At 66.9% G+C, this 25,887-nt stretch carries 22 protein-coding genes and 1 pseudogene; 9 read left to right on the top strand and 14 right to left on the bottom strand.

Annotated features, from left to right (window positions below; translation table 11 throughout):
- Positions 1 to 2: 2 nt before the first annotated feature.
- The 6 genes and pseudogenes from JJL56_RS24635 to JJL56_RS24615 all read right to left on the bottom strand — a co-directional run bounded on the left by JJL56_RS24635 (position 3) and on the right by JJL56_RS24615 (position 7,148).
- Positions 3 to 1,226, bottom strand: a complete 1,224-nt coding sequence (locus tag JJL56_RS24635) for an MFS transporter (RefSeq protein ID WP_200486679.1) — start codon at positions 1,224 to 1,226, stop codon at positions 3 to 5.
- Entirely contained in the window at positions 1,223 to 2,599 is a 1,377-nt protein-coding gene (locus JJL56_RS24630) for an NAD(P)-binding domain-containing protein (RefSeq protein ID WP_247891231.1), read from the bottom strand. Before JJL56_RS24630 ends, JJL56_RS24635 begins: the two co-directional genes overlap by 4 nt.
- 250 nt (positions 2,600 to 2,849) lie before the next feature.
- Positions 2,850 to 3,878 (bottom strand): hypothetical protein, encoded by a 1,029-nt coding sequence (locus JJL56_RS33340; RefSeq protein WP_247891230.1) that lies wholly within the window; start codon positions 3,876 to 3,878, stop codon positions 2,850 to 2,852.
- A gap of 198 nt (positions 3,879 to 4,076) precedes the next feature.
- Positions 4,077 to 4,484: pseudogene (locus JJL56_RS34090) on the bottom strand (TniQ family protein); the annotation flags it as partial.
- 4 nt (positions 4,485 to 4,488) lie between these two features.
- A complete protein-coding gene (locus tag JJL56_RS24620; RefSeq protein ID WP_200486676.1) occupies positions 4,489 to 5,376 on the bottom strand; it encodes a TniB family NTP-binding protein in 888 nt (295 codons plus the stop codon).
- Between the two features lie 5 nt (positions 5,377 to 5,381).
- Positions 5,382 to 7,148, bottom strand: a complete 1,767-nt coding sequence (locus JJL56_RS24615; RefSeq protein ID WP_200486675.1) for a Mu transposase C-terminal domain-containing protein — start codon at positions 7,146 to 7,148, stop codon at positions 5,382 to 5,384.
- Positions 7,149 to 7,302: 154 nt separating this feature from the next.
- Here JJL56_RS24615 and JJL56_RS24610 point away from each other — a divergent pair, with 154 nt between their 5' ends.
- A complete protein-coding gene (locus JJL56_RS24610; RefSeq protein WP_200486674.1) occupies positions 7,303 to 9,381 on the top strand; it encodes a P-loop NTPase fold protein in 2,079 nt (692 codons plus the stop codon).
- 2 nt (positions 9,382 to 9,383) lie between these two features.
- Positions 9,384 to 10,745, top strand: a complete 1,362-nt coding sequence (locus tag JJL56_RS24605) for a site-specific integrase (RefSeq protein WP_200486673.1) — start codon at positions 9,384 to 9,386, stop codon at positions 10,743 to 10,745.
- A 444-nt stretch (positions 10,746 to 11,189) separates the two neighbouring features.
- Here the strand turns inward: JJL56_RS24605 and JJL56_RS24600 are convergent, their stop codons facing one another.
- From JJL56_RS24600 to JJL56_RS24590, 3 genes are all read right to left on the bottom strand, one after another.
- Positions 11,190 to 11,696: a hypothetical protein gene (locus JJL56_RS24600; protein ID WP_146206564.1), complete on the bottom strand. Its 507-nt coding sequence runs from the start codon at positions 11,694 to 11,696 to the stop codon at positions 11,190 to 11,192.
- Between the two features lie 94 nt (positions 11,697 to 11,790).
- On the bottom strand, positions 11,791 to 12,669 hold the full coding sequence (locus JJL56_RS24595) for a hypothetical protein (RefSeq protein WP_211111966.1): 879 nt from the start codon (positions 12,667 to 12,669) through the stop codon (positions 11,791 to 11,793).
- Between the two features lie 2 nt (positions 12,670 to 12,671).
- On the bottom strand, positions 12,672 to 13,970 hold the full coding sequence (locus JJL56_RS24590) for an SH3 domain-containing protein (protein ID WP_200486671.1): 1,299 nt from the start codon (positions 13,968 to 13,970) through the stop codon (positions 12,672 to 12,674).
- Between the two features lie 229 nt (positions 13,971 to 14,199).
- Here JJL56_RS24590 and JJL56_RS24585 point away from each other — a divergent pair, with 229 nt between their 5' ends.
- The 3 genes from JJL56_RS24585 to JJL56_RS33335 all read left to right on the top strand — a co-directional run bounded on the left by JJL56_RS24585 (position 14,200) and on the right by JJL56_RS33335 (position 16,823).
- Complete coding sequence (locus tag JJL56_RS24585; protein ID WP_211111965.1) at positions 14,200 to 14,622, top strand: hypothetical protein; 423 nt, start codon at positions 14,200 to 14,202, stop codon at positions 14,620 to 14,622.
- Positions 14,623 to 14,811: 189 nt separating this feature from the next.
- Positions 14,812 to 15,498, top strand: coding sequence for a type 2 periplasmic-binding domain-containing protein (locus JJL56_RS24580; RefSeq protein ID WP_200486669.1), 687 nt, complete (start codon positions 14,812 to 14,814; stop codon positions 15,496 to 15,498).
- Between the two features lie 161 nt (positions 15,499 to 15,659).
- Positions 15,660 to 16,823, top strand: a complete 1,164-nt coding sequence (locus JJL56_RS33335) for an abortive infection family protein (protein WP_247891229.1) — start codon at positions 15,660 to 15,662, stop codon at positions 16,821 to 16,823.
- 19 nt (positions 16,824 to 16,842) lie between these two features.
- On the opposite strand, the gene arsH is transcribed toward JJL56_RS33335, so the two are convergent.
- Genes arsH through JJL56_RS24550 form a run of 5 tightly spaced genes read right to left on the bottom strand, consistent with a single transcriptional unit; the run spans position 16,843 to position 20,530 of the window.
- Complete coding sequence (gene arsH / locus JJL56_RS24570) at positions 16,843 to 17,604, bottom strand: arsenical resistance protein ArsH (RefSeq protein WP_200486668.1); 762 nt, start codon at positions 17,602 to 17,604, stop codon at positions 16,843 to 16,845.
- 42 nt (positions 17,605 to 17,646) lie between these two features.
- On the bottom strand, positions 17,647 to 18,678 hold the full coding sequence (arsB, locus tag JJL56_RS24565) for an ACR3 family arsenite efflux transporter (protein WP_200486711.1): 1,032 nt from the start codon (positions 18,676 to 18,678) through the stop codon (positions 17,647 to 17,649).
- 55 nt (positions 18,679 to 18,733) lie between these two features.
- Entirely contained in the window at positions 18,734 to 19,627 is an 894-nt protein-coding gene (arsN2, locus tag JJL56_RS34085; RefSeq protein WP_200486667.1) for an arsenic resistance N-acetyltransferase ArsN2, read from the bottom strand.
- A complete protein-coding gene (locus JJL56_RS24555; RefSeq protein ID WP_200486666.1) occupies positions 19,624 to 20,130 on the bottom strand; it encodes an arsenate reductase ArsC in 507 nt (168 codons plus the stop codon). Before JJL56_RS24555 ends, arsN2 begins: the two co-directional genes overlap by 4 nt.
- 43 nt (positions 20,131 to 20,173) lie before the next feature.
- Positions 20,174 to 20,530, bottom strand: a complete 357-nt coding sequence (locus JJL56_RS24550; protein WP_040137404.1) for an ArsR/SmtB family transcription factor — start codon at positions 20,528 to 20,530, stop codon at positions 20,174 to 20,176.
- Between the two features lie 222 nt (positions 20,531 to 20,752).
- On the opposite strand from JJL56_RS24550, the gene JJL56_RS24545 reads away from it, so the two are divergent.
- The 4 genes from JJL56_RS24545 to cueR all read left to right on the top strand — a co-directional run bounded on the left by JJL56_RS24545 (position 20,753) and on the right by cueR (position 25,782).
- The gene (locus tag JJL56_RS24545; protein WP_200486665.1) at positions 20,753 to 22,024 is read left to right on the top strand and encodes a type II restriction endonuclease; all 1,272 of its coding nucleotides are present in this window, start codon (positions 20,753 to 20,755) and stop codon (positions 22,022 to 22,024) included.
- A gap of 324 nt (positions 22,025 to 22,348) precedes the next feature.
- On the top strand, positions 22,349 to 22,549 hold the full coding sequence (locus JJL56_RS24540; protein WP_200486664.1) for a heavy-metal-associated domain-containing protein: 201 nt from the start codon (positions 22,349 to 22,351) through the stop codon (positions 22,547 to 22,549).
- A gap of 335 nt (positions 22,550 to 22,884) precedes the next feature.
- Entirely contained in the window at positions 22,885 to 25,353 is a 2,469-nt protein-coding gene (locus tag JJL56_RS24535; protein WP_200486663.1) for a heavy metal translocating P-type ATPase, read from the top strand.
- Positions 25,354 to 25,365: 12 nt separating this feature from the next.
- Positions 25,366 to 25,782 (top strand): Cu(I)-responsive transcriptional regulator, encoded by a 417-nt coding sequence (gene cueR, locus JJL56_RS24530; protein ID WP_200486662.1) that lies wholly within the window; start codon positions 25,366 to 25,368, stop codon positions 25,780 to 25,782.
- Positions 25,783 to 25,887: the final 105 nt, after the last annotated feature.

Here is a 25,887-nt window from a genome sequence, read left to right as displayed (position 1 = left end):
GGTCAACGTGGCCGGCGGCACGCCGCGAAGCCGAAGCTTCCCACCACCACGAGCGAGGCGGCGATCGCCGCGACGATCACCGGGCCGTAGGAGCCGTTCCACCGCCACAGCAGGGCGGCCAGCGTCGGCGCGACGGCTTTCAGCAGCGCGGTCGGCACCGTCAGCACGCCATTGACCGCGCCATAGGCCGAGCGGGTCAGCATGTCAGGCACCGCCGCGCCGCGCACGATGGTCATGATGCCGTTGGCGCTGCCGTAGAGCAGCGCAAAGGCGACTAGGACAGGCGTGCTGTGGCCGGCCAGGAACAGCAGGGCGAACGCCGCCGGCAGGGCGAGGGTTGTGGCGACGCCGATCCCGCGGATCGACAGGGTGTGGGCGGCGGCGGCGATGACGATGCGCCCGGCGACCTGGGCCGGACCGATCAGCGCCATCGCCCCCACCACAGCCGCCGCCGACAGCCCGCGCTCGATCAGCAGCGGGTAGAGGTGGAAGCTCAGCGCAGAGAAAATGGCGTAGTAGACGGTGAAGGCGATGGCCAGCCCCCAGAAGACCGGCTGACCCAATGCCCAGCGCACGACGCGGCGGTCCTCCGCCCCGCTGGCGGGCGCGGCGGTGGTCGCATCGCGCCGCCCGTCGATCACCGCCAGATGCAGGGGCACGCACAGGGCCAAGTTCACCAACGCCAACGCCTCCAGCGTGCCGCGCCAGCCCAAGCGGTCGAGCAGAAGCTGGGTCAGCGGGATGAAGATGGTGCTGGCGAATCCGCCCCACAGGGTCAGTGCGGTGATGCCGCGCCGGGCGCCGGCGCCGTAGCGTCGCGCCACGACGGCGAAGCCCGGCTTATAGAGCGTCATCGATTGGGCGAGCCCGAGCCCGATGAAGACCAGCACGAGCGGCCAGCCGCCGGGAAGCACCGACCAGGACCACAGCAGGGCGCCGGCCAGGAGCGAGCCCGCCGTCATCACCGCCCGCCCATGGCCGCGGTCGATGGCGCTGCCGACCGGGATGGCGGTCAGGCCGGAGCAGCCCAGCGCCAGCGACGCCAGCAGGTAGATCTCGGTCTTGCTCCAGCCGAGCTCGGCCGCCATCGGTTCGGCAAGCAGCGGAAAGCTGTAGATCAGGGAGCCCCAGGAGACGATCTGCGCGGCGCCGAGGCCGGCGATGAAGGCCTGCGGCGAGCGGAGCGCCCGGACCGGCACCCGCCCGCTGGACAGCGTGCCGCTCACGGCGCGTGCGGTCCGCAACAGCCACCCGCTTGGCCGGGAGCGACGAGCACGGGCTCGGGCGCGCAGCACGACGCGGCCGGCGCCGGCACGCCGCAATAGCCGGTGTCCTGCTGGGTGGCCGCAGCGCTCGGAAGGTCGCTGCTGCACACTCCGGTTTCCGGCAGGTCGAGCTTCACTGCGTGGGCGGCGTCCAGGTCGCCGGCGAGGAAGGCCGCGATCGAGCGCACCTGCTCGTAGCCGGTCGCCATCAAGAAGGTCGGGGCACGGCCGTAGCTCTTGACGCCGACGGTGTAGAAGCCCGGCTCGGGGTGGGTCAGCTCGCGCACGCCGTGCGGCCGCACCGTGCCGCAGCTGTGCAGGTTCGGGTCGATCAGCGGACCCAGCGCGGCGGCGCATTCGAGCCAGGGATCGAGGCGCAGGCGCAGCTCGCGCAGCGGTGCGAGGTCGGGCCGCTGGCCGGTGGCCACGATGATCTCGTCGATCCCGGCGATGCGGCGCCCACCGCCGTCCTCGACGGCGAGGCGGCCGTCTTCCGCCACCACTGCGGCGGCGCGGAAACCGGTGATCAGTTCAATGGCGCCGCTTTCCTGCCGTCGGCGCAGCGCTGTGCCCAGGGCGCCCCGCGCGTGCAACGCGTCGCCGTCGCCGCCGCCGAACACCCGCCGCAGGTCGTCGCTGCCGCGCACCGCCCAGACCACGCCGGTGCCCGGCTGTTCCTCACCCAGCGTCGCCAGATCGAGCAGCGCATTGGCGGCCGAGTGGCCGGCGCCGATGACGAGGACCCGCTTGCCGGCGTAGCGGGCACGCGCCGCTCCGAGCACGTCGGGGATGCCGTACGCGATGCGGGCGGCGTTGGTCGTCTCGCCGATCGCGGGCAGGCCGTTGGCGCCCATCGGGTTGGGCGTGCTCCAGGTTCCTGAGGCATCGAGAACGGCGCTCGCCAGCAGCTCGGTGTCGCCCGCCAGGGTTGCGACCCTCACGACGAAGGGAGTCGCGGCGCGGCCGGCGGTCTTGACCTTGTCGACGCCCTGGCGGCTGATCGCCGTCACCCGGTGGTTCAGGCGCAGGCGCGCGGCGATCGGCGGCAGGGCGGCCAGCGGGCGCAGGTAGCGGTCGACCAGCTCGCCGCCGGTCGGCAGGCCGTCGGGTGGCGGCGCCTGCCAGCCGCTGGCCTCCAACAGGGCGCGGGTGGCCTGGTCGATGTTGTAGCGCCACGGGGAGAAGAGCTGGACCTGAGCCCAGTCGCGGACATGGGCGGCGATGTCGGGGGCCGCCTCCAGCACCAGCGGCTCGAGGCCGTGATCGAGGAGGTGGGCAGCGGCGGCCAGGCCGACCGGCCCGGCACCGATCACGATAATGGGAAGGGACGTCATCTCTGGATCTCCAGGCAAGGGAGTGAGATTGCGCGAACCGGCGCACTCGGGCATAAATTTCTATGAAACCAGAAGTATCGTATCTTTTCGACCGGGTCAAAGGATAGTTCCAACTTCATCGAAATGTCCGAACGACAGACAGCGCCGTCCGATGAGTCGATGGGGCCTGCTGCGCTCCCCGCCTGTAGCGCGTGGCACGGGGCCGGTCCCGGTCCCTTCCCCGGATCATCAGGGTGCGACTGCGTTGTGCCTACTGGTCGTGGGGGCGGAGGTCTGGACACGGCCCATGCGGAATGGGTGCTGGAGCAGGAGCCTGCTCTTTCTTTAGCTGTTCCAACTGGTGGCTCGCCTCCTTCATCATGCGAAACCACGCTTGCCGCCGGGACTTTGGGTCCGCCCATTCGGCTTGGGAAGGGCCCTTCACGGCGACGGCGGCACGTGCCGCTGCCAAAAACAGGTCAGGGGAAAGAAGACGGGAGGGCGCCAGTGGGCACGTCTCATTGTGGTCTGGCAGATTTTGTGCGGGAGCTTTTGCTGTGATCACATAGGGCGGCACCCTGTTGGCGCGCGGTTGGTCTTTGTCCGTGTTCGGCGCATAACGCAGCGCCAGCAGCTCGTCCACCGTCAGCAGGTCATGATCACCGAGCCCATGGAGCTTGTGCAGGAGATGGTGGTCGAGAGGTGAGCCTTCCGTATTGGGAACGAACGCACCGTCGTCTCGGCGATGTTCCGCCAGGCGATGGCGCTCATCCTCCGCGTCTTGCATGGCTGTGAAAGCGGCTTCGAAGCGCTCCGCAAGGGGCGGTGCCCAGGCCTTCGACGGATTGAGGAGAGCGGCGTGCGTCTCCGGGGCTGCGGCACACAGCAGTTGCGCGAGCGGGTCTGCGAGACAATAGACGCGCCAATCCTCCCGCGAGGGAGGCCATCGCCGCAGGGAAATCAGCCGCTCGGCACCACTGAGCAGCGCGTAGGCCGCCACCAGAAGGTCGTAGCGCACCGGACCAGCAAGTGTGCCGAAGTCGGAGAGGAGGTTGTCGGTGCCCAACCAGCTGGGAAGTTCCATCCGCATCCAGGGTAGCCGAACGCTGCAAGCCAGCATCGTCCGACGCGCATGCCCACCATCGAACCGGGCTGGCAGCGCGAGCGTCTCCAGGAGCCCGATCAACACTGCTCGGATGGAGGCCGGGCAACCGGCCCCTGAAAATGCACCAGCGGTCGGCGTCCAGGCCAACGCCCGCATGGCGTCGTTCAAGAACGCCCGGAACGGCGCCTCGTGCATGGTCTGCGGATCCGGACCCTGGCGCCGGTCGGCCGCGGGCCAGTGGCCTGGATGGTGACGTCGATCAGGAGATTCCGCGGACCTGGTTCCCAGCCGGGTACGGCAGAGGACACAGTGGAGACGAGCCGCCGCTGGAGGCCCGTGAAAGACAAGCCCAGCATGCCGGCATGCCGGACACCCTGGAATGAGCGCGATGTCGTGCACCGGGCAGTGGAAGGCCAGAGCACAGGTCCAGTCGACGCGCAGGTGGTGGGGACGGCCCGCCGCTTCATCGCCGGCCAAGCATGCGGGGCAATGGAGGGGTGGCGGGTAAACCGTACAGCCGGTTCGGAAAGTTTTGCCCCACAAGGGGCGCAGCCGCGGCACCGTCAACCCGACCAGGGTGTGGAGCGGCAGGCCAAGTGATCGGGACAGGACGGTCAACGGTTCGGGAGCAGGATGGTGCGACAGGGCACCGGACAGAGGACCTTGCCCCGCCTGTTCTGCGATATGGTTGAGCAGATTCAGGGACGTCATGCTGTAGACGCCAGCCACCCGTCCAAACCACGCAGTGAGGTGTTCGTCGGGCAGCGGGCGCGGCACCACCGGCAGACGGGACACGGCCATCGTCTTAGGCCATGGCTTTGGGGCGGCGGTTCCGCACCATGGAGACGAGGGGCAACAGCAGATTGTCGTCGGACAGGCTGTCCTCGTCGATCCGCTCCTGGCCGTTGCGGATCGCGGCGATGGCAACCGTCTCCAGCAGCCGGAAGATGCGGCTCGTCACGCCGGACGTCGCGTCGATGAGAAGGCGCCGGAAGCGCTGGGTGTCCATCGCCGACGGCCGGCGCAGCGGCAGCACCGCCGAGACGCGCATCAGCAGCTCGCGCAGATCGTCATTGCTTCCCCAATGCGGCAACCCGAGCACCTCGAACCGCTCGGCCAGAGCCGGGTCAAGGCGGATGGCGATGTCCGCCCCTGGCGTCCCCAGCGCCACAAGCGGGATTCTCAGGCTGTTGTGCAACGTGCGGATCGCGGTGAGACAGAGGGTCTGCTGCTTGGGGCTGACATCGCCGATCTTGTTGAACTCGTCGATGAACAGCAGGCGGCACCCGACGCTGTCCACCAAACGGGCCACCGTGCGGTTGTCGGACTTGCCCGGTGGTGCGCCGAGCGCCCCCAGCAATTCCTCCCGGATCGACTGCGGTGTCGGCTCGTCCGGCATCTCTAGGTGCAGCGCCGGCCGGATCGTCGCGCCCGTCCCCTCGTTGAAAGACGTCGGATAGTCGCGGATGAACTTCTCGGCCATCAGGCTCTTGCCCATGCCGGGATCGCCGCTGACCAGCAGGCACGGCATGCGGGAGCGCTTGGGGAAATCGATGAGAAAGCGGAAGCGGTCCTCGACCAGCTGGGCGACCCGGTAGGGCACCCAGCGGTCCGAGAGGATGTAGCGCACACGCTCCTCATCGGAACGTCCGGCGATCTCCTGCTGGGCCGGCCCCAGATGGTTCAAATCCATAGCGGTCACCATTCTTCAACCTCGTCGGCGAGATCGGCAGGACTCGGAAGCGGTGTAACGGACCGGGGTGCCGGTCCGTCTTGCCCGTGACTTTGGGCTGGGAGCGCGGGTTCCACGCGTGGCTCGGGCGGCGGCAGGAGAAGCATCGGCGGGTTGGGCGACGCGAGTGCGACCGGTGCGGGCGTGTCGATCAGGTCGAGGGACCGGAAGGCGTCGAGCGTGGATTGCAGGCCCCGGCGCGCCTGCTTGGTTTGCCGTCCCCCTTCGGCAACCAGCGCCCGGCACTCCAGGATGGTCTCGTAGACCAGCTTCTGATCGACTTCGCGGTAACCTTGAGCCCGGAGCGCCTGCCGGGCTTGCTGGTGTTCCCAGAACGATATCCGGCCGGGAATCGGATCCCTCAGGCTGATCGGCCAGTAACGGTCAGCCGCGTCGTCGAACACCCAAACCTGACTCATGTCCCGCTTGTCGTAGCGGATGATCGGCTTTTCTCGGCGAACCTGCCAGTGCTTCAGGATAGGGTCGTGGTAGACGAGGTTGAACAGTTGGATGGTCTGTCCATCGACGGCCGGGGTGCGGAACGGCAGGAAATCCAGCAGCAACGGATCGTCGTTGGCCGGAGGCTCCCGCCGGCGATGGACCGGGAGAGCGGCGATGGCCTCCTCCCAGACGGCCAGCGGGGGACGCAGAAGCTGGCGATGCTCGCTGGCGTGGTAGATGCCGACAATCTGCAGCGCCAGCCACCGCTCGAACTCCGATTGGGTGATCCGCGCCCGGCCTTCGGCGTCATAATCACCGCGCTGCCGGGGATCGGAGAAGGTGGTGCCGGGCAGCAGGTGCACCTCGCCCATCAGACGCCCGATGAGCCGCTCAATGTGGCCGCCGACATGCGGCACCTTGACGGGCCGCGGCACGGTTTCGATCCCGTGTCGTCGGCATCCCCAGAGAAAGCCTCGGGCCTTGAACTCCCGCGCGTTGTCGAGATGCAGCGCCTGCGGAATCCCGGACACCGGCCAAGGTGCCATGATGTTGCGGGCCGCGAGCCAGGCTGCCTTTGTCCGGATGCCCTGTTCGAGGGCGTAGGCGACGCTGCATTCGCAGGGCGCGCGCAGCGTGACGTGGAAGCCGAAGACCATCCGGGTCCGGATGTCGATGGCCAGGGTCAGCCACGGCCGGCCGATGGGCTGACGATGAATGTCGTCGAGAACGATGACGTCGGCCAGCGTATGGTCGATCTGAATCACGTCGAGCGGATGCTCGACCTCATAGCGGCAGGTGTGAGGGCCAATCTTGTCGCGGGCGGCCTTGGGACCTTCGCGACGCCTGAGGACGAGGTCGGCCGGCAGGCGATCGACGCGCCGCTGGACTGTCGTTGCCATGACCTCCTTCAGCCCGACTTTCCGCAGCCGACGATTGACCTCCCGCACCAGCTTGGAGACTGGCGGCTTTTCGCGGGTCAGGTAGGTGTCGTCGATGGCCGCGTCGATGATGTCCGATTTCTGGGTGTTCAGTCGTGACCGGCCCTTGGTCCAGCCGCGGCGAAGTTCCAGGACGGATTCGGGCTTCGGATCATCCGAATAACGGCGCAGCAGCTTATACAAGGTCACCGCGCTGATGCCGAGTTGCGCAGCCTCCCGCTCGACGTCCAAGCGAGTTCGCTGTGTCAGCGCCACCAAGCGGGTCACGGCATCGAGACGAGCACGCAGCAGAGCCGCTTCCGCGGCCGATTGGTCTAAAAACCGCAGTCGTCCCCCGGAGCGATCGGTCGACATTGGCGCACGCTCCGGTTAACCTTATTCAGGCCAGGCTCGAGCTTCAGTTTGCGTTATTGGTGTGCGGTTAACAATATTGCTGTCGAGCTAAGTATTTGGGCTTCCTGAATTTTCGAGTTAAGCTTATTGAGATGACCGACACCGAGGCCGCCCCGTGAGTCACCGCCCCGACCGCCCGATCGCCGACCCCGCCGACGACCGCCTGGGCCGCGACGGCTTCGTCGCCCGCCTCGCCCGCGCCCTCGTCACCCCGGACGGCCGGGCCAGCGGTGTCGTGGTCGGCCTCACCGGCCCCTGGGGCAGCGGCAAGTCGTCCCTGCTCAACCTGCTGCAGGCGGAGATCGAGCGCCGGCATCCGGCCGCGGTGGTGGTGCGCTTCGACCCCTGGCTGGTGTCGGGCCGCGACGACGTCATCACCCAGTTCTTCGCCGAGCTGTTGGCGACGATCAATGCGGTGGGCACGGCCGCGGGCCGCAACGGCGATGCGCTGCGCGACCTGGGCGCCAAACTGGCCGGCTACGCCAAGGACCTGGCGCCGGCCGCCGGCTTGGTCAGCCTGGTGCCCGGCGCCGGTGCGGCGGCCGCCGGCGCCCTCAAGGCCGCCGAGACCTTGCTGACCCGCGATCGCTCCCTGGCGGCGCAGCGCCGCGAACTGACCACGCTGCTGGCCGGGGTGGCGGTGCCGATCGTCGTCCTCATCGACGAACTCGACCGGATCGAGGACGGCGAGGTCCGCGCCGTCGCCCAGCTCGTGCGCGCCGTCGCCGATTTCCCCGGCCTCTCCTACCTCCTCGCCTACGACCGCGACCGGGTGGTCGAGGCGCTCGGCGGCGGGAATGCAGAGCGGGGGGCCGCCTATCTGGAGAAGATCGTCCAGTTGGAGATCCCCCTGCCCATCGCCGTGGGGTCCGAGACGCGGAGCCTCTTTGTCGCGGAGTTCGAGAGCGCCACGCCGGCCGGCGTCCTGCCGGACGGCTGGCACTCCGATCCACGCTGGACCCGCCTCCTGGCCATCGCCACAGACGGTCTGCTGGCCACGCCGCGCGACAGCCGGCGGGTCTGCGGCATGTATGCCGTTATGGCGCCGATGGTCGCCGGCGAGGTCGATTGGCTGGATCTGCTCGGCTACTGCATCCTGCTGGCCAAGGCCCCCGCGGTCGTCCAAGCGATCCGCCGCAAGCCGCGTCTGGTGGTGTACGATGCTCCGGTGGACCCGGAGGCCGAGACGGACTGGGTCGCCTTTTCCGAAGGAGAGCGGGCCGGTCCCGACCGTCGGCTGGCTGATCTGGGCGTCGAACCCGACACGCCGCTGGCCCGCCTGCTGGAGCTGCTGTTCCCGCGGTTGCGCACTGCAGGCGCGGCGGGGCCCCCGGACATTGCCGACAGCCTGTGCCGGTACCGCCCACTCATGACGGTGCTGCGCCTCGGTCTCTTGCCCGGTGCCGTCTCGCGCCAGGAGATCACCTCGTTCCTGGCCAGCGACGACGCCACCATGCTGGCGCATCTCCGAACACGCCACGCGGAACGGACACTCGATTCCTTTCTTGCCCGGCTGCAGGATCTCCACCGGGAACTCGCAGACCCCAACCCCGAACGGACCCTACGGGTGCTCGGCCGCGTTCCACGGGACCTCGATGCCGTCCTGCCGGAACACACCGGCGAGAGCCATGCCCGATGCCTCTGGTTCAGCGGGTTTGTGCATCAGGCGGTGACCCGGTGCGGGGTGTCCCCCACCCTTGGAGAGCGCGTTCTGGCCACACTGATGGAGGCCGGCCACCTTGACGCCGCGGCGACCGTGCTGCGCCAGCAAGGCTTTACGCTCGGCCTGTTCGGGGACAAGCGACAAGACATCAATGACGCGTGGCTGCCGCCCGAAACCGTCGAGCGTCTGGCCGATGCGGTGGCCGGTGCCGTGGTGTCCCACTGGAAGGCCGGGACTCTGCTGTCGGCCGCCCACACACCCGAGCCCTTGTTCTTGACGCGCAACCTGGGCAAGTGGGACGCGGACTGCTACGCCGGTCTGACGGAGCGCGTTCGCGCCGACGATGGCGCGCTCCGCGCCGTCACACTCATGCTGTTCGGCTACGGCATGATCGGGTTCGCGCACGTGAACACCTTCCTGGATGCCGCCCTCCTGCAAGAGCGCTTGGCGGCGGTTGCGGACACCGATGCCGCGTGGGAAGGGCGGGCCCGGAAGGCCCGGTGGTCGGCCCTGCGCTGCCAGGCATATTGACGATGGCCGAAACCACCGCCATCGCACCGGCCATCCCGTTCGCGCTCGTGTCCACGCTGAGCGCCGCCACCGTCGAACGCCTGCGCGCCGCCATCGCCCGACCGATGGCCGCGGCGACCCGCCGGGCGCTGCTCGGAGACGGACGGATCTTCGTGCGCTGGTGCGCCCAGGCCAACCAAGTCGCGCTGCCGGCGTCACCGGCGACCGTGCAGGCCTTCCTCGCTGCCGCCCGCGCCGCTGGCCGTAAGGCTAGCACGCTGCGCCGTTACCGCAGCTCCCTGGTGTGGTGGCACGCCACCGCCGGCTTCGCCAATCCCTGCGCGGCGCCCGGTACCGGGACGGCCGTCGCGGCGGCGCCGGTCCCACCGGACGAGGTCATCCTCGGGCGCCTGGACGCCTATCTCGCCCTGGCCCAGCGCGCGATGGCCCCGGCGACGCTGCGCGCGCTGCGCGCCGACGCCCGGGTGTTCGCCGCTTGGTGCGCCGCGCGCTCCCTGCCCTGGCTGCCGGCGGCGCCGGAGACCGTGCAGGCCTTCGTCGACGACCTCGGGGCCAGCCGGCGGCCGGCGACGGTCGCCCGCTACCTCGGCTCGATCGCCACCCTGCACCGCGCCGCGGGCACCGCCAACCCCTGTGACCACTGGCGGGTCCAGCTCGCCCGCAAGGCGCATCGCCAGGAGCAGGGCGCCCGCCAGCGGCAGGCCCGGCCGCTCGGCGACGCCGAGCTGGCCGCCATCCTCGACCGCCTGTCCCCAGACGGCGGAGCGGCCTCGCTGCGCGCCCTGCGGGACCGCGCGCTGCTGCTGGTCGGGCGCGACACCCTGGCCCGCGCCGACGAGCTGGTGGCGCTGCGCTGGGCGGACCTGGAGCCCGTCGATCCGGACGACCCGGCGGCCGGGCCCGGCGAGGGGACGATCCTGATCCGCCGTTCCAAGACCGATCAGGCCGGCGAGGGCGCCATGGCCTGGCTGTCGGCGGACGCGATGGTGGTGCTCGCCGCGTGGCGCGCCGCCATTGAGGCGGCAATCGACCCGGCCACCGGCGCTCCCGCCGGGGCCGGGACGTTCCTCTTCCGCAGTCTCGCCCGCCGCGGCTTCGGCGAACGGATGAGCACGGCGGCGGTGCGGCGGGTGGTGGCGGAACGGGCCGCTAACGCCGACCCGCTCGCCGCCGGCTTCACCGGGCACAGCCTGCGCGTCGGTGCCGCCCAGGACCTGCTGGCCGCTGGCGTCGACCTTGCCGGGCTGATGCAGGCCGGACGCTGGAAATCGCCGCAGATGCCGGCGCGCTACACGGAGCGTCTGCGCGCGACGCGGGGAGCCGTGGCCCAGGTGCGTCGGGCGCGAGGAGCGGCTGACACCTGATTGCCCATTCAAGATGGGACCTGCAGGGTAGAGGCCACGACACGAAAGTGCGCAAAGTCTCCGGGATGTGAGAACGCAGCAGAAACGTGAGCTCCGCCGCGCTCCAGCATTCCTTTCTTCCAGCCGGCCGTGACGATCCCCGTCCGTCACGATGTGCCGTGATGGCCGATCGGCCACCCCGGTGGGTGTAGATCGAGGTTAGCCCCGGCTGAAATCCAGTGGCAGTTCGATCACACCAGCCTCGACGCGCGCGTGGCTGGCCACCCCGGACTCCCGACCACCCGAAGATCCCCATCGCCTACTCATAGCGATGATGTTGGCCGAACGCGCCAAGGATGTGCCGCATCCAGGCAGCGGCCGCCATAACAAAATCCGGTATCATTTACAGAATTTCTCCAGATTGTGCCTTGACATGACCGTGCCAATCACCCCAATGATTCGGAATTAATATTTTGATTGAACTCCAAGGGACTTGAGCGCTGTAACGCTTCGCTCCATGCGCTTGGCTATGGCCGGGTCACGATGACCGCCGTTCTGGTGCACTCTCAGGACGAAGCAGTTCGTATCCACATCGTCAATCATCGCAACAAAGACGGAATACTCGCGCTTCCCATCCTTCATATCCTCGTAGGCGACCACACCAAGTCTGCTGTAATCCACCAAGGTTCGTGATCGCCATAATTCTTTAAGCAAATGCAATCCTTCGGTTGTTGCCTCGCACCGAGTGGCGTCCACCGGGTAATTCGTGGCTTCGGCGTTCACCAGTTCGATTGCCGAGTCAACCGGAAGGGCCGCGACCATCTGGTTGTCAGGGGGAATGTTGGTTATTTCTCCAGATATTGATGACTGCGAGGTAACGCACCCAGACAAACCAAGAACGGCACAGATGATGGTTAAACCGCTAGCCCGCTTATGGGTTGTAATCATTGCCAGACCGTCCACTTCTTCCAAAGTCCACACCGCCTCGGTTACTATCCGATTTTTACGTTTCCTGCGCCCTGAAGGCAGTGATGAGGCGCTCCATCCGGGCCACAACAGCGGGCTCTCAGAGACCAAGTTGCTGCCGCAATTGCTTGACCATCCGTTCCGCATCGGCGCAGGCGGGAGTTTCCCCCGCGACATAGGTGCGGCGCACCGTCTGACCGACCTGGACCTGTGCAATCTCCTTACCGACCGAAATCGATAGCTGATTGGGACCGGTCACCTTACCCGGTTTCGCTGTGATCACTGGGCCATCCGCGGTCACAACCTCCATTGGACCAGGTTTGACGGCCCCGGAGAACTGGACGACCGCAAAGGCCCAGTCCGGTTTCACATCGACGATGGTGCCGATGGAGCTGGTCCTCTGGAAGTCCGCCTTGCAGGTTTCCAGCGCCGCCTGCTGCACCGCCAGATCACGCTCCCGCCGCGGGCGAAGGCGCTGCGCATCGGCTTCCAGTTTGGCGATGCGCGGCTCGAACGTCGCCAGCGTTTGATCGCCCGGCAGACGCTGCTGCGCCTCGCTCAAACGCTGGCGCGCGCCCGTGGCGTTCTCGGCGGCGATCAGGCCTTCGATGATCTGAACCATCTGGTTGCGATAGGGAGCGTTCTTCGCTTCCATCGCATCCAGCATCTGGATGGCGGCGGGATAATTCACGCCGTTCTGCCCGACCGCGTTCACATATCGCACCAGCACCGGAAAGGCGTTGCTCGTGTCGCCGGTGCGATAACGCGCCTGCCCCTCGAAGAACAGAATCTCATTGCCCGCCGGCTGGCCCGTTGCCTTGATCTGTTCGATCACGCTCAGCACTTGGCGTTGGTTGTCCGCGATGATGGCGGAGCGCAACCGATCGGCAAGCTGGTCGAACGAGAGAGCCTGGGCGAAGGACGGCGCATTGACCAGCAATGCGGCGGCCAAAAAGCCAGGAACGGCAAGATGCATCACGCTCACCACCCGGCCCCCTGGACGATACCCAAGGCGTTGCCCCGTCCGCATCCGGTCGTGTTGTTTTTCAGGCAGGTGTAGCGTTCCCGACTTGTCAGGATGCCGCTTGTCAGCGGGTACTTCTTCGAGATGTCGACGTGATAGCTCTGCAGCCCGATTTCGCAGAAATGGATGTTACCGTCCTTGTATCCGTTTGCCCGGCTATAAGGGTCGGGCCTCTGGCATCCCGACAGTTCCAAGGCCCTTGCAAGACTGGGCTCGGAAACAGACAACCTCTGGGTTGGGCCGTCGCAAATCCAGCCCGTCTTGCCCCCTCCAGAAGATTTGGAGAGGTCGTAACAATAGGCCAATGCCTCGATCATCTGGATTTTTTCAGGCTCGCGAGCCGTTGCAGGCGGTTTTGCAACGACGGGGGCCGGGGCGCTCGGCAACTGATAGCGCGCCGGCGGAGGAACATAGCCGGCGATTGCCGTCGATGCCGTATCAGGCACCGGCGACGCAGTGCCGATGCCTCGCCCGATTCCAGAACGCAGGCTACCCGAAGGCGTCAAGGTGCAGCGTTCCGATGTCCAGGCACCGCCGGAACTTGTGCAGTGCGCACGTTGGGCTGCGATGTTCGCGTCGGCTTGACGGCGTGCTCTGTCCTGGTCGTCCCGGCGTCGCTCCTGTTCCAATTGTTGTTGCCGCCGCTCCGCCTGTTGTGCCAAACGGTTGCTTTGTTCGATCTGTTGAAGAGAGCGCTGGGTGTTGCTCTGAATTCGATTGAGCGAATTCATCATGATGCGGTTGCCATCGTTGGTACCGTCATCATCATCGGCCAGCATCTCAGCCAATTCCGCATTGTATCGCGCACGACGCGCGCGGAAGGCCGCCTCTTTCGCAGCTTCCTCCTCCACCTCCTGACGCCGCCGCTCTTCGGCCGCCAAGCGATCTCGCTCGGCCTGCTGGAGCCGCGCCTCCTTGGCTTGATTGGCTTCAGCCTGCGCCCCGATCAACAGGCCATCAAGGCCCGCAGCAGAGAACTGTCGGGCCGAATTCTCGGCCCGCACTTGTCCGACGGCAACGAAGCCGATGGTCTTGCCATTGCGAGCGACCTGGACCCACGCCTGATTGTTTGAGCGAGAGACTTCGATAAGGCGCGTACCGACCGGCAAAGTTTCAATTTTGCGCGCCGTTGCGCTCGGCCCGTCACGAACTTCGCCAGCCATAATCGTTACAAGATCGCCGGCACATAATGGCCCCGACGCCAGCAACAGTATCGCGCCCGCGAAAACCGGATGAGCATTGAAAGATTTCAACATCTTCTCTATCCCATCGCCTGAAATTTCAGGGTATTTTCTCAGACGAAGCCGCAATGGGCAACCCGTTTTTGAGCTGGACTTTGTCCAATTGGCGAGGGCAGGCGATCGGTGAGAGACCGTTTCAGAAGTCCGGTGAAGGCAGGCGCCTGCGGTTTGGGTGGACGAGGCGGTGCAGCATGATCCTGATGGCAGCGAGGGTACCCTCAGGCTCCGGTCGTCTCTCGCGGCCATGTCGCAGACGGTGGAGCGGCCGGTCGCGCCGATCCGCATTCCCCGTGGAAGTGCGGAATTGAAAGCCCTGACGAGGGTGATCTGGCGTTCCCGGATTGTCCTTGGGGCGCCCGGTGTAGCCGACGATATCGCGGAATTGGACAGCGACGATGCCATCGGTCTGCCGGTCGATGCTTGCGTGTTCGAGGTTGGCATCAGCGCCGAACCACAGGCCTTGAACGGACATTCGGTCATTGCCGGCGCCTGGGCCGACGGGATGGCGATGCTCGACCTGGAGGGGAGGATCGTCATCGCCGCGTGTGAGGGCGAGGATGACACGGAGCAGTTCTATCTCAAACATGTTCATTTCGACGGTGAGACGGCGCGGCTGGTCAACCTCAACCCTGACCACGGCTCCTTGCCCGCGCCTGCTCCAGCTTGACGTTTCTGCCGTGCCTGAAGCGGTTGGCTCCGGTGATCGGGGTGCTGTTCGACAGCCGGAAACGTTGAACGGACGGTCGTATACTTGGAAGGCTCGCGAGAGCGTGCAGATCGGAGAACGCTCTCAAGGAGGGAATGAACGGTCATTTTCGGGAGGAGAAATTCATCGTTCAGCGCGAAATGTTTGCAATTGAAAGGCTTCCTTGCAAGATTATCATTTCATTACAACGTTCTATGGATTCAGCGGGATCGGCTCTGTTCGGTCAAATCGCTGGTTTTAATGTCCAAAATTTTCAAAGAAAGTTTTCAGGAGAAAGCGACACCGGGCCTGCGCTTCCGTTCCGCGGCGGCGGTGCGCGCCGTCAACGACGCCCGCGAGGCGAGGCGCGACGCCGATGTGCTGCGGGTGGCTGACGACATCCTGCCGCACGTCCGCGCGATGCGGCCCGGCTATTCCTGGGCAACCGTGGCCCGCAGCTTGGCTAGAAACGGCTCGCGGCGCCCCGACGGTGGCCCCTGGACCGGGCCGGCCCTGGCGCGTGCCGTGCGTCGCCTCGCGCGGGACGGGTTCGTGGACGACCGGGTGCTGGAGCGTACGCCGCGGCGGCGGGACAGCGACGACCTCGTCACCTTGGTCGCCTCGGCGGTGAAGACGCTGGACAACCCGACCCTGACCAACATTGCCCGGCATCTTGAAGAGCTGCATTGCCGGACGCCCCGCGGAGAAACGCGCTGGTCGGTCTCGTCGGTTCAGAATCTGTTGGGTCAGGCCGTCGCACAGGGTCTTTTGGAAGATCGACCGCTCCCTGCACCGGAAGCGCCTCGCCGGCGCGGCCGTCCGCCCAAATCGCTCAAAGGCCTGCAAAGCATCCCATAACAGTGACAGTCAATACCCGTGGTCAGGGGAGCAGCCCGAGCGTCTCCACCGTATCTCTGCCCAGGCCAAGCGACACGGTCATGACGGGCTGATACCTCGGCATTGTTGGTAGCATGGCTTGAGCTTAAGCTTTGTACTCCCCTCACGGTTGGACTGTCCTGATGCCACCGCCTCCCTCCGCCCCGCTTGCTCCGCTGCGCAGCGCCATCGTCGAAGCCCTGTATCCGACCAGCGCCAACATTCTGCCGGTGGTGTGTGAAGGGTTGGGGCTCGCGTCCGGTGACCGTGATGAGGCGTTCGCCAGCAAGCGCAACTATGTGCAGGGGCGGATCAGTGGATTGTCACGTGAGCGTTTGCTTCAGCTTGCGTACCAGCTTTTGCAGGATGGCCCGAACTATGAGCTGGAAGAGGCCGTGGGGCGGGTTGAGGAGGCTGGCGAGCGGTTGATCTCCGAACTCCTTCGGCGATCGATTGGCCGGGCGCTTATCCCATTCGACCTTTCCGGCCATGTGCCAATATTCGAGTTCCTGCGGGACATCTGGCCGATCGACCGCCTGCCGTCCCGTCTCTATTCCGGTGGAATGGTGCAGGATGACCTTGAGCGCCACATGCACCGAAACGCAGACATGGACAACGATGAGGCCCTGGAGGCCGTTGGTGCCTATACCTGCTCGCAACGCCGGTTCTTCCGTTTCCTGGAGGCTCTGCTTCATCCACGAACCCGGGAGGAGGATGAGCAGCGCCGGCTGGTCGCCATTCTGAATCCTCTCCTGCAACGCGATGGCTTCCATCTGGCCGAGACCAGTTCCATATCGGGCTATCCGGTGTTCACCGTCAAAGCCATCGGCGGCTCCGCCGGGGCGCCGGCCGACCCTCTCATCTCAGAGACACTTGCCGCTTTCGACGAGGCCAGCGTGCACGAAGCCTGGACCCGGGCGCTGCAGCGGCGGACAACCCATCCAGAGGGAGCGATCACCTCGGCCCGGACGCTGCTGGAGACCGTCTGCAAGCACATCATTGAGGATGCCGGCGGCACTTACAGCGATCGGGACGAGTTGCCGAAGCTTTACCGGACGGCCGCCGAGCACCTCCAGCTCGCCCCGGACCAGCACACCGAGGAAGTGTTCAAAACCATCCTCGGCAACTGCCAGAACGTCGTGAACAGCTTGGCCAGCATCCGCAACAAGCTGAGCGATGCCCACGGCCGTGGGCGCAAAGCGGTCCGCCCGTCGGCACGGCATGCGGAGCTGGCGGTGAACCTCGCCGGGACGGTGGCGACCTTCCTGGTGTCGACGTGGCGAGCCCGCCAAGCGTCCCAACCATGAAGCGCCACGCTTCCCAATCTCACGCGGTGCGTTCTCCGCTCATGGCGGCAGCAACGAGGGCCTGCGCCTCGCCGGCCACGGCCCGTCCGGTCTCCCGGCGCTCGCTGTAGCGGTCGGTCAGATAGTCGCTGCGGTCGCGCACCAGCAGGGTGAACTTCACCAGCTCCTCCATCACGTCCACCACGCGGTCGTAGTAGGGCGACGGCTTCATCCGGCCGGCCTCGTCGAACTCCTGGAACGCCTTGGCCACCGACGACTGGTTCGGGATGGTCACCATGCGCATCCAGCGCCCCAGCACCCGCATGGCGTTGACCGCGTTGAACGACTGCGACCCGCCCGACACCTGCATCACGGCCAGCGTGCGCCCCTGCGTCGGCCGAACCCCGCCGCTTTCCAGCGGCAGCCAGTCGATCTGGCATTTCAGAATGCCGGTGATGGTGCCGTGCCGCTCCGGGCTGACCCAGACCTGCCCCTCCGACCATTGCGACAGCGCGCGCAGTTCGGCCACCTTGGGGTGGTCGGCCGGCACGCTGTCCGGCAGCGGCAGGTCGCGCGGATCGAAGATGCGCGTCTCCGCCCCCATGCGCTGGAGCAGACGCGCGGCCTCCTCGGTGAGGAAGCGGCTGTACGAACGCTCGCGCAAGGAACCGTAGAGCAGCAGGATGCGTGGCGGGTGGGTGGACACATGCCCAGGCGTCAGCTTGCCGAGGTCCGGCGCCTCGAAATAGGGCTCGTCCAGGCTTGGAAGGTCCGCGCCGTTCTCACTATCATGCTCAGACATGCCGACACTCTCCGGTGATGGTCCCATAGCGGCGCCGGACCATCAGGCGCCGGCCCGCCCCTCGTACCAGGGTCTGGTCGCCTTGACGATCTTCACCACTGACAGCATCACCGGCACCTCGACCAGCACGCCGACGACGGTGGCGAGCGCCGCCCCGGAGCCCAGGCCGAACAGGCTGATGGCCGCCGCCACCGCCAGCTCGAAGAAGTTCGAGGCGCCGATCAGCGCCGCCGGCGCCGCCACGCACCACGCCACCCCGAACCGGCGCGACAGCCAGTAGGCCAGTCCGGCGTTGAGGTAGACCTGGATCAGGATCGGTACGGCCAGCAGCAGGATGACCAGCGGCTGCGCCAGGATCTGCTCGCCCTGGAAGCCGAACAGCAGCACCAGCGTGGTAAGCAGCGCCACCAGCGACACCGGCTGCAGCACCGACAGCGCGCGGGCCAGGGCGGGCTCGCCGCCCGACGCCAGCAGGGTGCGGCGCCAGAACTGGGCCGCGACCACCGGCAGCACGATGTAGAGCGCCACCGATAGCAGCAGCGTCCCCCAGGGCACGGTGATCGACGAGACGCCGAGCAGCAGCCCGACCAGCGGCGCGAAGGCGAAGACCATGATCAGGTCGTTCAGCGCCACCTGGCTCAGGGTGTAGTGCGGCTCGCCCTCGCACAGGTTGGACCAGACGAAGACCATGGCCGTGCAGGGAGCCGCCGCCAGCAGGATCAGCCCGCCGATGTAGGAGGGAATCTGCTCCGCCGGCAGCAGCGGAGCGAACAGGTGGCCGATGAACAGGGAGCCGAGCAGCGCCATCGAGAAGGGCTTGACCGCCCAGTTGATGACCAGCGTCACGCCGACGCCGCGCCAGTGTTCCTTGACCCGGCCCAGCGCGCCGAGGTCGATCTTCAGCAGCATCGGCACGATCATCAGCCAGATCAGCACCGCCACCGGCAGGTTGACCTGGGCCAGCTCCGCTGCCGCGATGGCCTGGAACAGCCCGGGCGCCAGATGGCCGAAGGCGATGCCCGCGACGATGCACAAGCCCACCCAGACGCTGAGGTAGCGCTCGAAGAGGCCCATGGCGGGGCGTTCCGCCGGGGCGGCGTGGATGTCAGCCGTCATGTCGATGGTCCTGTCAGGAGGCTGGGGCGACGCGCCGCCCGGCGGCGTCGACGACGGGCTCGCCGTCTTCCTTGGTGAAGGCACCGCGCTGTGAAGCGGGGAGGAGATCAAGGACCGCTTCCGACGGCCGGCACAGGCGCACGCCGAGCGGCGTCACCACGATCGGCCGGTTGATCAGGATCGGATGCGCCATCATGGCGTCGAGCAGCGCCGCGTCCGTCAGCGCGGGATCGTCGAGACCGAGTTCGGCGTAGGGGGTGCCCGTCTGCCGGAGCACGGCCCGCACCGGAATGCCCATGCGGCGGATCAGCGCCACCAGTTCGTCCCGGCTCGGCGGCGTCTTCAGGTACTCGATCACCGTCGGCTCGACGCCGCTGTTGCGGATCAGCCCCAACGTGTTGCGCGACGTTTCGCAGTTGGGGTTGTGATAGATGGTCACCACGCTCCCAGCCACCAGATCCTCGGCCGGCTGCGCGAGGTCGGCGCGCAGGCAGACGGCGCTCCCCGGGCACAGGCCGGCGAACTGCGCGCTGGACTGGATGGCCGGCGGAGCCGAGGCCCGCTCCACCCGCTGGAAGCCGAAACGCTCGAAGAAGCCGGCGGCGCCGGTGGTGAGCAGCCACAGCCGCCCGACCCCCAGCGTCAGCGCCTGCGCGCGCACGGCCGCCACCACGGCTCGGCCACCGCCGGCGCCGCGACGCTCGGCCGGAACGACCACGGAACGCAGCAGGGCGTCGGCGCCATGGATCTCCAGCCCGCCATAACCGAGCGTCCCCCGGTCATCCGCGACGCGCCAGAAGCGCCGGCCGGGCTCGTCAAGATCGTCGGTTGGCAAGCCGTTGGCCGCCAGCAGGCGGGCGAGCACCGGGCGCTCCGCGTCGGCCAGCGGGATGACGCTCCCGGTCATGCGTCGCTCCCCGCGGCGGCCATGTCGTCGAGCCTGCGCTTCAGGGCCAGCCGGTCGAGCGAGGCGAAGGGCAGGCTGGCGAATGCCTGGATGCGGCGCTGGATCTGTCCGAACACCGTGGCGGTGAAGGCGGCCTTCTCGGCGTCCGAGCCCTGGGCGCTCGACGGGTCCGGGAAGCCCCAGTGCGCCGTCATCGGCTGGCCCGGCCACACCGGGCAGACCTCGCCGGCGGTGCTGTCGCAGACGGTGAAGATGAAGTCCATGTGCGGCGCCCCGGGCTGGGCGAACTCGTCCCAACTCTTGGAGCGCAGCGTGGCGGTCGGAAAGTCGAAGCGCTCCAGCAGGTCGCGGACGTGTGGGTTGAGGCGCCCAGTCGGCTGGCTGCCGGCGCTGTAGGCGCGGAAACGGCCGCGGCCCTCGCGGTTGAGCAGGCATTCGGCCATGACGCTGCGGGCGCTGTTGTGGGTGCACAGGAACAGGACGTTGTGGACGCGGTCGGTCATCGCGGGATCGCCTTTTCCAGGCCGCGGGGTGCGGCGGGTCGGGTCAGGTGTCGGGGCCGCAGCCTGCCGGGCCGCAGGCTCCTGCCTGTAGGAGGTCGGTGGAGCACAGCTCGGGACGGCCCTGGCAGCAGTCCTCCATCAGGAAGGCGATCAATTGCCGGGTGCCCTCGTAGTCGCAGGCGTAGAAGATTTGCCGCTGGACCCGCCAGGAGCGCAGCAGCCCGGCGCGCTCCAGCGTCGCCAGATGGTGCGACAGCGTCGAGCCGGGCACACCGACCTGCTGGGCGACGTCCCCGGCGGTCAGCCCGTTGGGTCCGGCCTGGATGAGCAGGCGGAACACGGCCAAGCGGGTGTCCTGGGCCAGGGCGGCGAATGCCTCAATGGCATTCTTCGTTTCCATGCTTCGACAATAGTCGAATCGTCCAATTGAGGCAAGGGGCAACCCGTGTATGTCATGGCTGCATCGCAGCGGGCGGCTCGTCCGCTCGGGTGATCTGTGCCTGTGACGAGACGATGTCCTCTGTATGGGTTGCGATACGGGTGCAGGATTTGCGTCCCCGATTGCTCCCCTGCCATCCGGTGGTCTACCCTGTCTGAAAGGGGTATTCACTGGGGAACGGTCGTGTCCGACACAATGCGCACTCTGATCCAGCGGTGGCGGGAAGACCAGAACGCCACGTACCGCTCTTGGTTCTTGTGGGAGGAACGGGTAAAGAACTTTCGCTCGATCCGCCGCGGCATCCAGCAGGTCGTCGCCGACATCGAAGCTGGTACCTTCGGCAACGCCTACCGCGGTTCGTCGCTGGAAACAGTCGTCCATTCCATCGCCGAGCAGCGCCAGATCTTCAAGGGGGCCGATCACGCCTTCCTATGGAAGCCCAAGCTGCGCATCCCGGACATCTACGAGAACCCAGACAACCAGAGGGCCTTCGGCCGCCTGCTCGACACCTGTGTGTGTTGCAACGCCGAGGCCCAGGTCCTGGCCGCCATTCGGCAGATCGACGCCAAGCAGATCAAGGGGCTCGGCCCGGCCGTCGCGAACTTACTGTATTTCCTGCACCCGACCATCGTGCCACCGTTCAACACCGCCATCGTGAACGGGTACAACGCGCTGACCGGCGCCAAGGTGAAGCTGGGCCGCTGGGATGAGTACTTGGCGATGCGCCAGGGCATCCTCGCCCTGAATGCCGCATACCGGGACGCGCTGTCGAATGATCTGGGCGCGATCGGCGGGCTCCTGTTTGATATCGGCAGCGGCCGCTATGCGGCGCCGCCGCGCGCGGACGATGCAGTCGCCCGGGCCGCCTGGGAAGTCGACCTGGCCAAGGTGCGCGAGGAGAACGCCAAGGCCGCAAAGGCGCTGGCCGCCGAGCGGGAGGGCGACCGAACCCACACCGAGGTCCAGGGCTGGCTGCGGGATCTCGGAAGGGCGTTGGACTACGACGTCTGGATCGCGTCGAACGATCGTGGCCGGGTCTACAACGGCGGCAAGCTCTGCGAGGGCTGTCTGGAGCGGCTGCCGGAGGCGATCGAGAAGACCTCCGGCACCGACGCCATCCGGCTCATCGACGTGCTGTGGCTCTACCGCGGCAAGGCGCAGGTCGCTGCCGCCTTTGAGGTGGAGCACTCAACCTCCATCTACTCGGGCATCGTCCGCATGCTCGATCTGGCGCTCGGCACGGAGGCGCACGCGCTGGAGGGTCTGTTCCTGGTGGCGCCGGACGGCCGCCAGGAGGAGGTCCGGGCCCAGCTGGCCCGGCCAGCGTTCAGTCGGGTTGCCGACCTCAAGGTCCGCTATCTGCCCTATGGGGAACTGGAAGCCCACCGGAAACAAATGGCCCGCTTCGGCTCCGGCATGAAGGCGATCCACGCCATCTCGCGGACGCTCATCTAGCGATCGGGACAAGCGGAGCGTGGGACACTCGCAAGGCTTGGGCCGGGGTGCGTTGGAGGTTGCCATCTGAATCGGACGATCGACGACCTCGTGCGCGCGGTTGGGTTCCGCATCACGGACCCGAAGGCAGGCGACTTATCAAGCGCCAAGCCCCTGGGCTTTATGGATGAGGGGTACGCATGCAGCCAAGGCGGATGAGGCATGCGTGCAGCGCCTTGCATGGCCATCAACATGACCGTTGACCTTCCAGTCGCTGGAAGGCGCAGGCTGTCCTCCAGTGACGAACCAGTACGGTCCGGAAGGACCCCGTCAAGGAGGATACCGATGTTGCAGTTCACCGTTCCCGGCATGAAGTGCGGCGGTTGCGCCAACTCCATCCGCAAGGCTTTGGTCGCCATCCCCGGTGTCACGGCCATCCAGGCCGACCCGCCCAACCGCCTTCTCACCGTTGACGGCACCGTCAGTGCCAACCTGATCATTCAAGCCCTGGTCGACGCGGGCTATGACGCCTCGCTTTCGTCCTGAGGAGCACACATGGTCACAAGGGTTAACGCGCTGCCGGGACGTGCTTTGCCGGCGTCCTGACACTCTCTGCAACGTCGGCCCCGGAACAGGGGCTTGGCATTGCGCACGCGGCCGTCCGGACTGAGCGTGGTGGATGCGGCAGCACGCCCACCTGCCTTCGGCGCTGAGTTGCGGATGGCGCGTGTTCAGGGCGACGGAACCAGCAGGGTTCCGTCGTCCCTCTGCTTTCACAGCCGATCGACGTCGGTTCGATCGTCGACGTCGAAAAAACCCTTCACCTTCCAATGATTGGAAGGACCATCTGTAAGGGCAGCAAGGAACAACAGGAGCCAGCCATGGCTGACCCAGCTGCACAGGAGCGGACGGCGCCGCAGGAGCAGGCCGCGTCCGAACTCGACATTAGCATCGGCGGGATGACCTGCGCCTCGTGCGTGGGTCGTGTCGAGAAGGCCATCCGCAAGGTCTCCGGGGTCACCGACGTCGCTGTGAACCTCGCCACCGAGAAGGCTCGCATCACGTTCCAGGGCGCCCCGGACACCCAGGGCGTGGTCGCGGCGATTGAGGTAGCCGGGTATGAGCCCGCGCTGGTTGAACAGCCCCTGCCTGCGCAGGTTGGGACCGAAGTTGACCTACGAGTCGATGGAATGACCTGCGCGTCGTGCGTTGGCCGGGTTGAGAAGGCACTCCGGAAGGTGCCGGGCGTCACCGAAGCCACCGTGAATCTCGCGACCGAGCGGGCGCACGTTGTGGGGCACGGTTTGGATGCTGCCACGCTGGTCGAAGCGGTCGAGAACGCCGGATACTCGGCCAGCCCGGTTGCTCATGATCAATCGGTAGCAACGGCTTCCGACGCGGCTCAGGATCGTAGCCGTCGCGAGCTCAACCATGTGCTCATCGCAGCAGTCCTGTCAGCGCCTCTTGTCCTCGGCATGGTCGGTGACCTCCTCAGCCTGCCCATGATGTTGCCGGGCTGGGTGCAGTTCGCGCTGGCGACGCCGGTGCAGTTCTGGCTGGGCTGGCGCTTCTACCGGGCCGCCTACAAGGCCGTGCGCGCCGGGAGCGGCAACATGGACCTGCTGGTGGCGCTGGGCACATCGGCCGCCTGGGGGCTCAGCATCTACATGCTGCTGACGGCGCACCCGGGGCACACGCCACATCTGTACTTCGAGGCTTCCGCGGTCCTGATCACCTTCGTCCTGCTCGGCAAGTGGCTGGAGGCCCGCGCCAAGGGCCAGACGGCCGCCGCCATCCGTGCGCTTATGGGCCTACGGCCGGATAGGGCCCGGGTGCGCCGGAATGGGGCTGAGGTCGAGGTCCCAGTCGAACAGGTCCGTGTGGGCGACCTGGTGGTCGTGCGCCCTGGCGAGCGTGTCCCTGTGGATGGCCGCGTGCTCGAAGGCACCAGCAGCGTCGACGAGTCAATGCTGACTGGTGAACCGCTGCCCGTTGAGAAGACGGTGGACGCCAAGGTCACCGGAGGCTCCATCACTGTGGACGGCCTGCTTGTCGTGGAGACGACGGCGGTCGGCTCGGAGACGATGCTGTCGAAGATCGTGCGCTTGGTCGAGGGCGCGCAGGCCTCCAAGGCGCCGATCCAGCGGACGGTCGACAGGGTCAGCGCTATCTTTGTCCCGGTGGTCCTGGCCATCGCCGCCATCACTTTCGCGGCGTGGTGGGGCGTCACCGGCGAGCTCGAGGCGGCCATCATCACAGCCGTCTCCGTCCTCGTCATTGCCTGCCCCTGCGCGCTCGGCTTGGCGACGCCGACCAGCATCATGGTCGGCACCGGCGCCGCCGCCCGGCACGGTATCCTGATCAAGGACGCCGAGGCGTTGGAGGGAGCCCACGCGGTGACGGCGGTTGCTTTCGACAAGACCGGGACTCTGACCGAGGGGAAGCCGCGCGTCACTGATCTCGTCACGGCCGCAGGGCTGGTAAAGGCGGAGGTCCTGCGTGTCGCCGTCAGTCTTCAGCAGGGCAGCGAGCACCCGCTGGCGCACGCCGTGCGCGCCCGGGCCGAAAACGATGGGGTTGATGCGGACACACTGGCCGAATTCAAGGCGTTGGCCGGGCGTGGCGTGTCGGGAGTGGTGGACGGCCGGTCTGTCCTGCTCGGCACCAAGCGGCTGATGGCCGAGAACGGGTTGGCCGATGCGGTCCTGGCGACAGTGGCGGCGGACCTGGAGGCCTCCGGCCGGACGGTCTCCTGGCTGGCCGAGGCAGTGCCGCAGAAGCGCGTGCTCGGGCTGGTGGCGTTCGGCGACACGATCAAGGAGTCGTCACGACAGGCGGTGCAAACGTTGCACGCACAGGGCATCGAGGTAGTCATGGTCACCGGCGACAGCAAGGGCGCCGCACAGGCTGTGGCCAAGGAGCTTGGTATCGACCGGGTGTTCGCCGAGGTGCTGCCGGGCGACAAGGCCGAGGTTGTGGCAACGCTGAAGGCTGAGGGCAAGGTTGTGGCGATGGTCGGTGACGGTATCAACGACGCTCCGGCGCTTGCGGCCGCGGATGTCGGTATCGCGATGGCAACCGGCACCGACGTCGCCATGCACACAGCTGGCGTCACCTTGATGCGCGGCGATCCGGTGCTGGTCGCCGGTTCCATCGACGTGTCGCGGCGGACCTACGCGAAGATCAAGCAAGGGCTGTTCTGGGCCTTCATCTACAACCTGATCGGCATCCCGCTGGCGGCGTCCGGGTTCCTGAGCCCAGTGCTGGCCGGTGCGGCGATGGCGCTGAGCTCGGTCAGCGTGGTCTTGAACGCGCTTACGCTCCGGGGCTGGAAGCCCCGGGGCCTCTGAAGGGAGGTTTGCATGAACATCGGTGAAGCCGCCAAGGCGTCCGGCATGAGCGCCAAACTGATCCGTTACTACGAGAGCATCGGGCTCATCTCCGAGGCGGGACGAACCGTCTCGGGGTATCGAGTCTACACAAGGCAGGAGGTGAACATCCTACGTTTTGTGAAACGGGCACGGACGCTGGGCTTCAGCATCGAGCGCATCCGGCAGCTTGTAGGTCTATGGCAAAATAAGCAACGGGCCAGCGCCGAGGTGAAGCGGGTTGCCCTGGAACACGTAGCCGAGCTGGAGGCCAAGATCACCGAGATGCAGGCCATGGCTGACACGCTGAAGGAGCTCGCTGATGCCTGCCAGGGAGACCACCGGCCGGACTGCCCCATTCTCAAGGACCTTGAGGAGCCCGGCAACACCCTTGCCCCTGCGCGCGGCTAGCCACTGCGCGGGTACCGCATGAGTATGGTAACGGTTCTAGTCAGCGCTTAAGGACGGCTTTCAGAACTCAATGAGACGGGCCGCGATGATAACGATGCAAGCTGT

The sequence above is a fragment of the Azospirillum aestuarii genome (assembly GCF_016632405.1).
GTDB classification, from domain to species: Bacteria; Pseudomonadota; Alphaproteobacteria; order Azospirillales; family Azospirillaceae; genus Azospirillum; species Azospirillum aestuarii.
The sequence above is the reverse complement of the archived record's forward strand: the minus strand, read 5'-3'. Positions and strand labels throughout refer to the sequence as shown.

Coding starts and splice junctions, on each gene's coding strand:
- arsN2 (WP_200486667.1), bottom strand. CDS start 19,627: ATGACCGGGAGCGTCATCCCGCTGGCCGACGCGGAGCGCCCGGTGCTC.
- JJL56_RS24585 (WP_211111965.1), top strand. CDS start 14,200: ATGTCGCAGACGGTGGAGCGGCCGGTCGCGCCGATCCGCATTCCCCGT.
- arsH (WP_200486668.1), bottom strand. CDS start 17,604: ATGTCTGAGCATGATAGTGAGAACGGCGCGGACCTTCCAAGCCTGGAC.
- JJL56_RS24590 (WP_200486671.1), bottom strand. CDS start 13,970: ATGTTGAAATCTTTCAATGCTCATCCGGTTTTCGCGGGCGCGATACTG.
- JJL56_RS24630 (WP_247891231.1), bottom strand. CDS start 2,599: ATGACGTCCCTTCCCATTATCGTGATCGGTGCCGGGCCGGTCGGCCTG.
- JJL56_RS24550 (WP_040137404.1), bottom strand. CDS start 20,530: ATGGAAACGAAGAATGCCATTGAGGCATTCGCCGCCCTGGCCCAGGAC.
- JJL56_RS33335 (WP_247891229.1), top strand. CDS start 15,660: ATGCCACCGCCTCCCTCCGCCCCGCTTGCTCCGCTGCGCAGCGCCATC.
- JJL56_RS24605 (WP_200486673.1), top strand. CDS start 9,384: ATGGCCGAAACCACCGCCATCGCACCGGCCATCCCGTTCGCGCTCGTG.
- JJL56_RS24620 (WP_200486676.1), bottom strand. CDS start 5,376: ATGGATTTGAACCATCTGGGGCCGGCCCAGCAGGAGATCGCCGGACGT.
- arsB (WP_200486711.1), bottom strand. CDS start 18,678: ATGGGCCTCTTCGAGCGCTACCTCAGCGTCTGGGTGGGCTTGTGCATC.
- JJL56_RS24555 (WP_200486666.1), bottom strand. CDS start 20,130: ATGACCGACCGCGTCCACAACGTCCTGTTCCTGTGCACCCACAACAGC.
- JJL56_RS24535 (WP_200486663.1), top strand. CDS start 22,885: ATGGCTGACCCAGCTGCACAGGAGCGGACGGCGCCGCAGGAGCAGGCC.
- JJL56_RS33340 (WP_247891230.1), bottom strand. CDS start 3,878: ATGCACGAGGCGCCGTTCCGGGCGTTCTTGAACGACGCCATGCGGGCG.
- JJL56_RS24615 (WP_200486675.1), bottom strand. CDS start 7,148: ATGTCGACCGATCGCTCCGGGGGACGACTGCGGTTTTTAGACCAATCG.
- cueR (WP_200486662.1), top strand. CDS start 25,366: ATGAACATCGGTGAAGCCGCCAAGGCGTCCGGCATGAGCGCCAAACTG.
- JJL56_RS24540 (WP_200486664.1), top strand. CDS start 22,349: ATGTTGCAGTTCACCGTTCCCGGCATGAAGTGCGGCGGTTGCGCCAAC.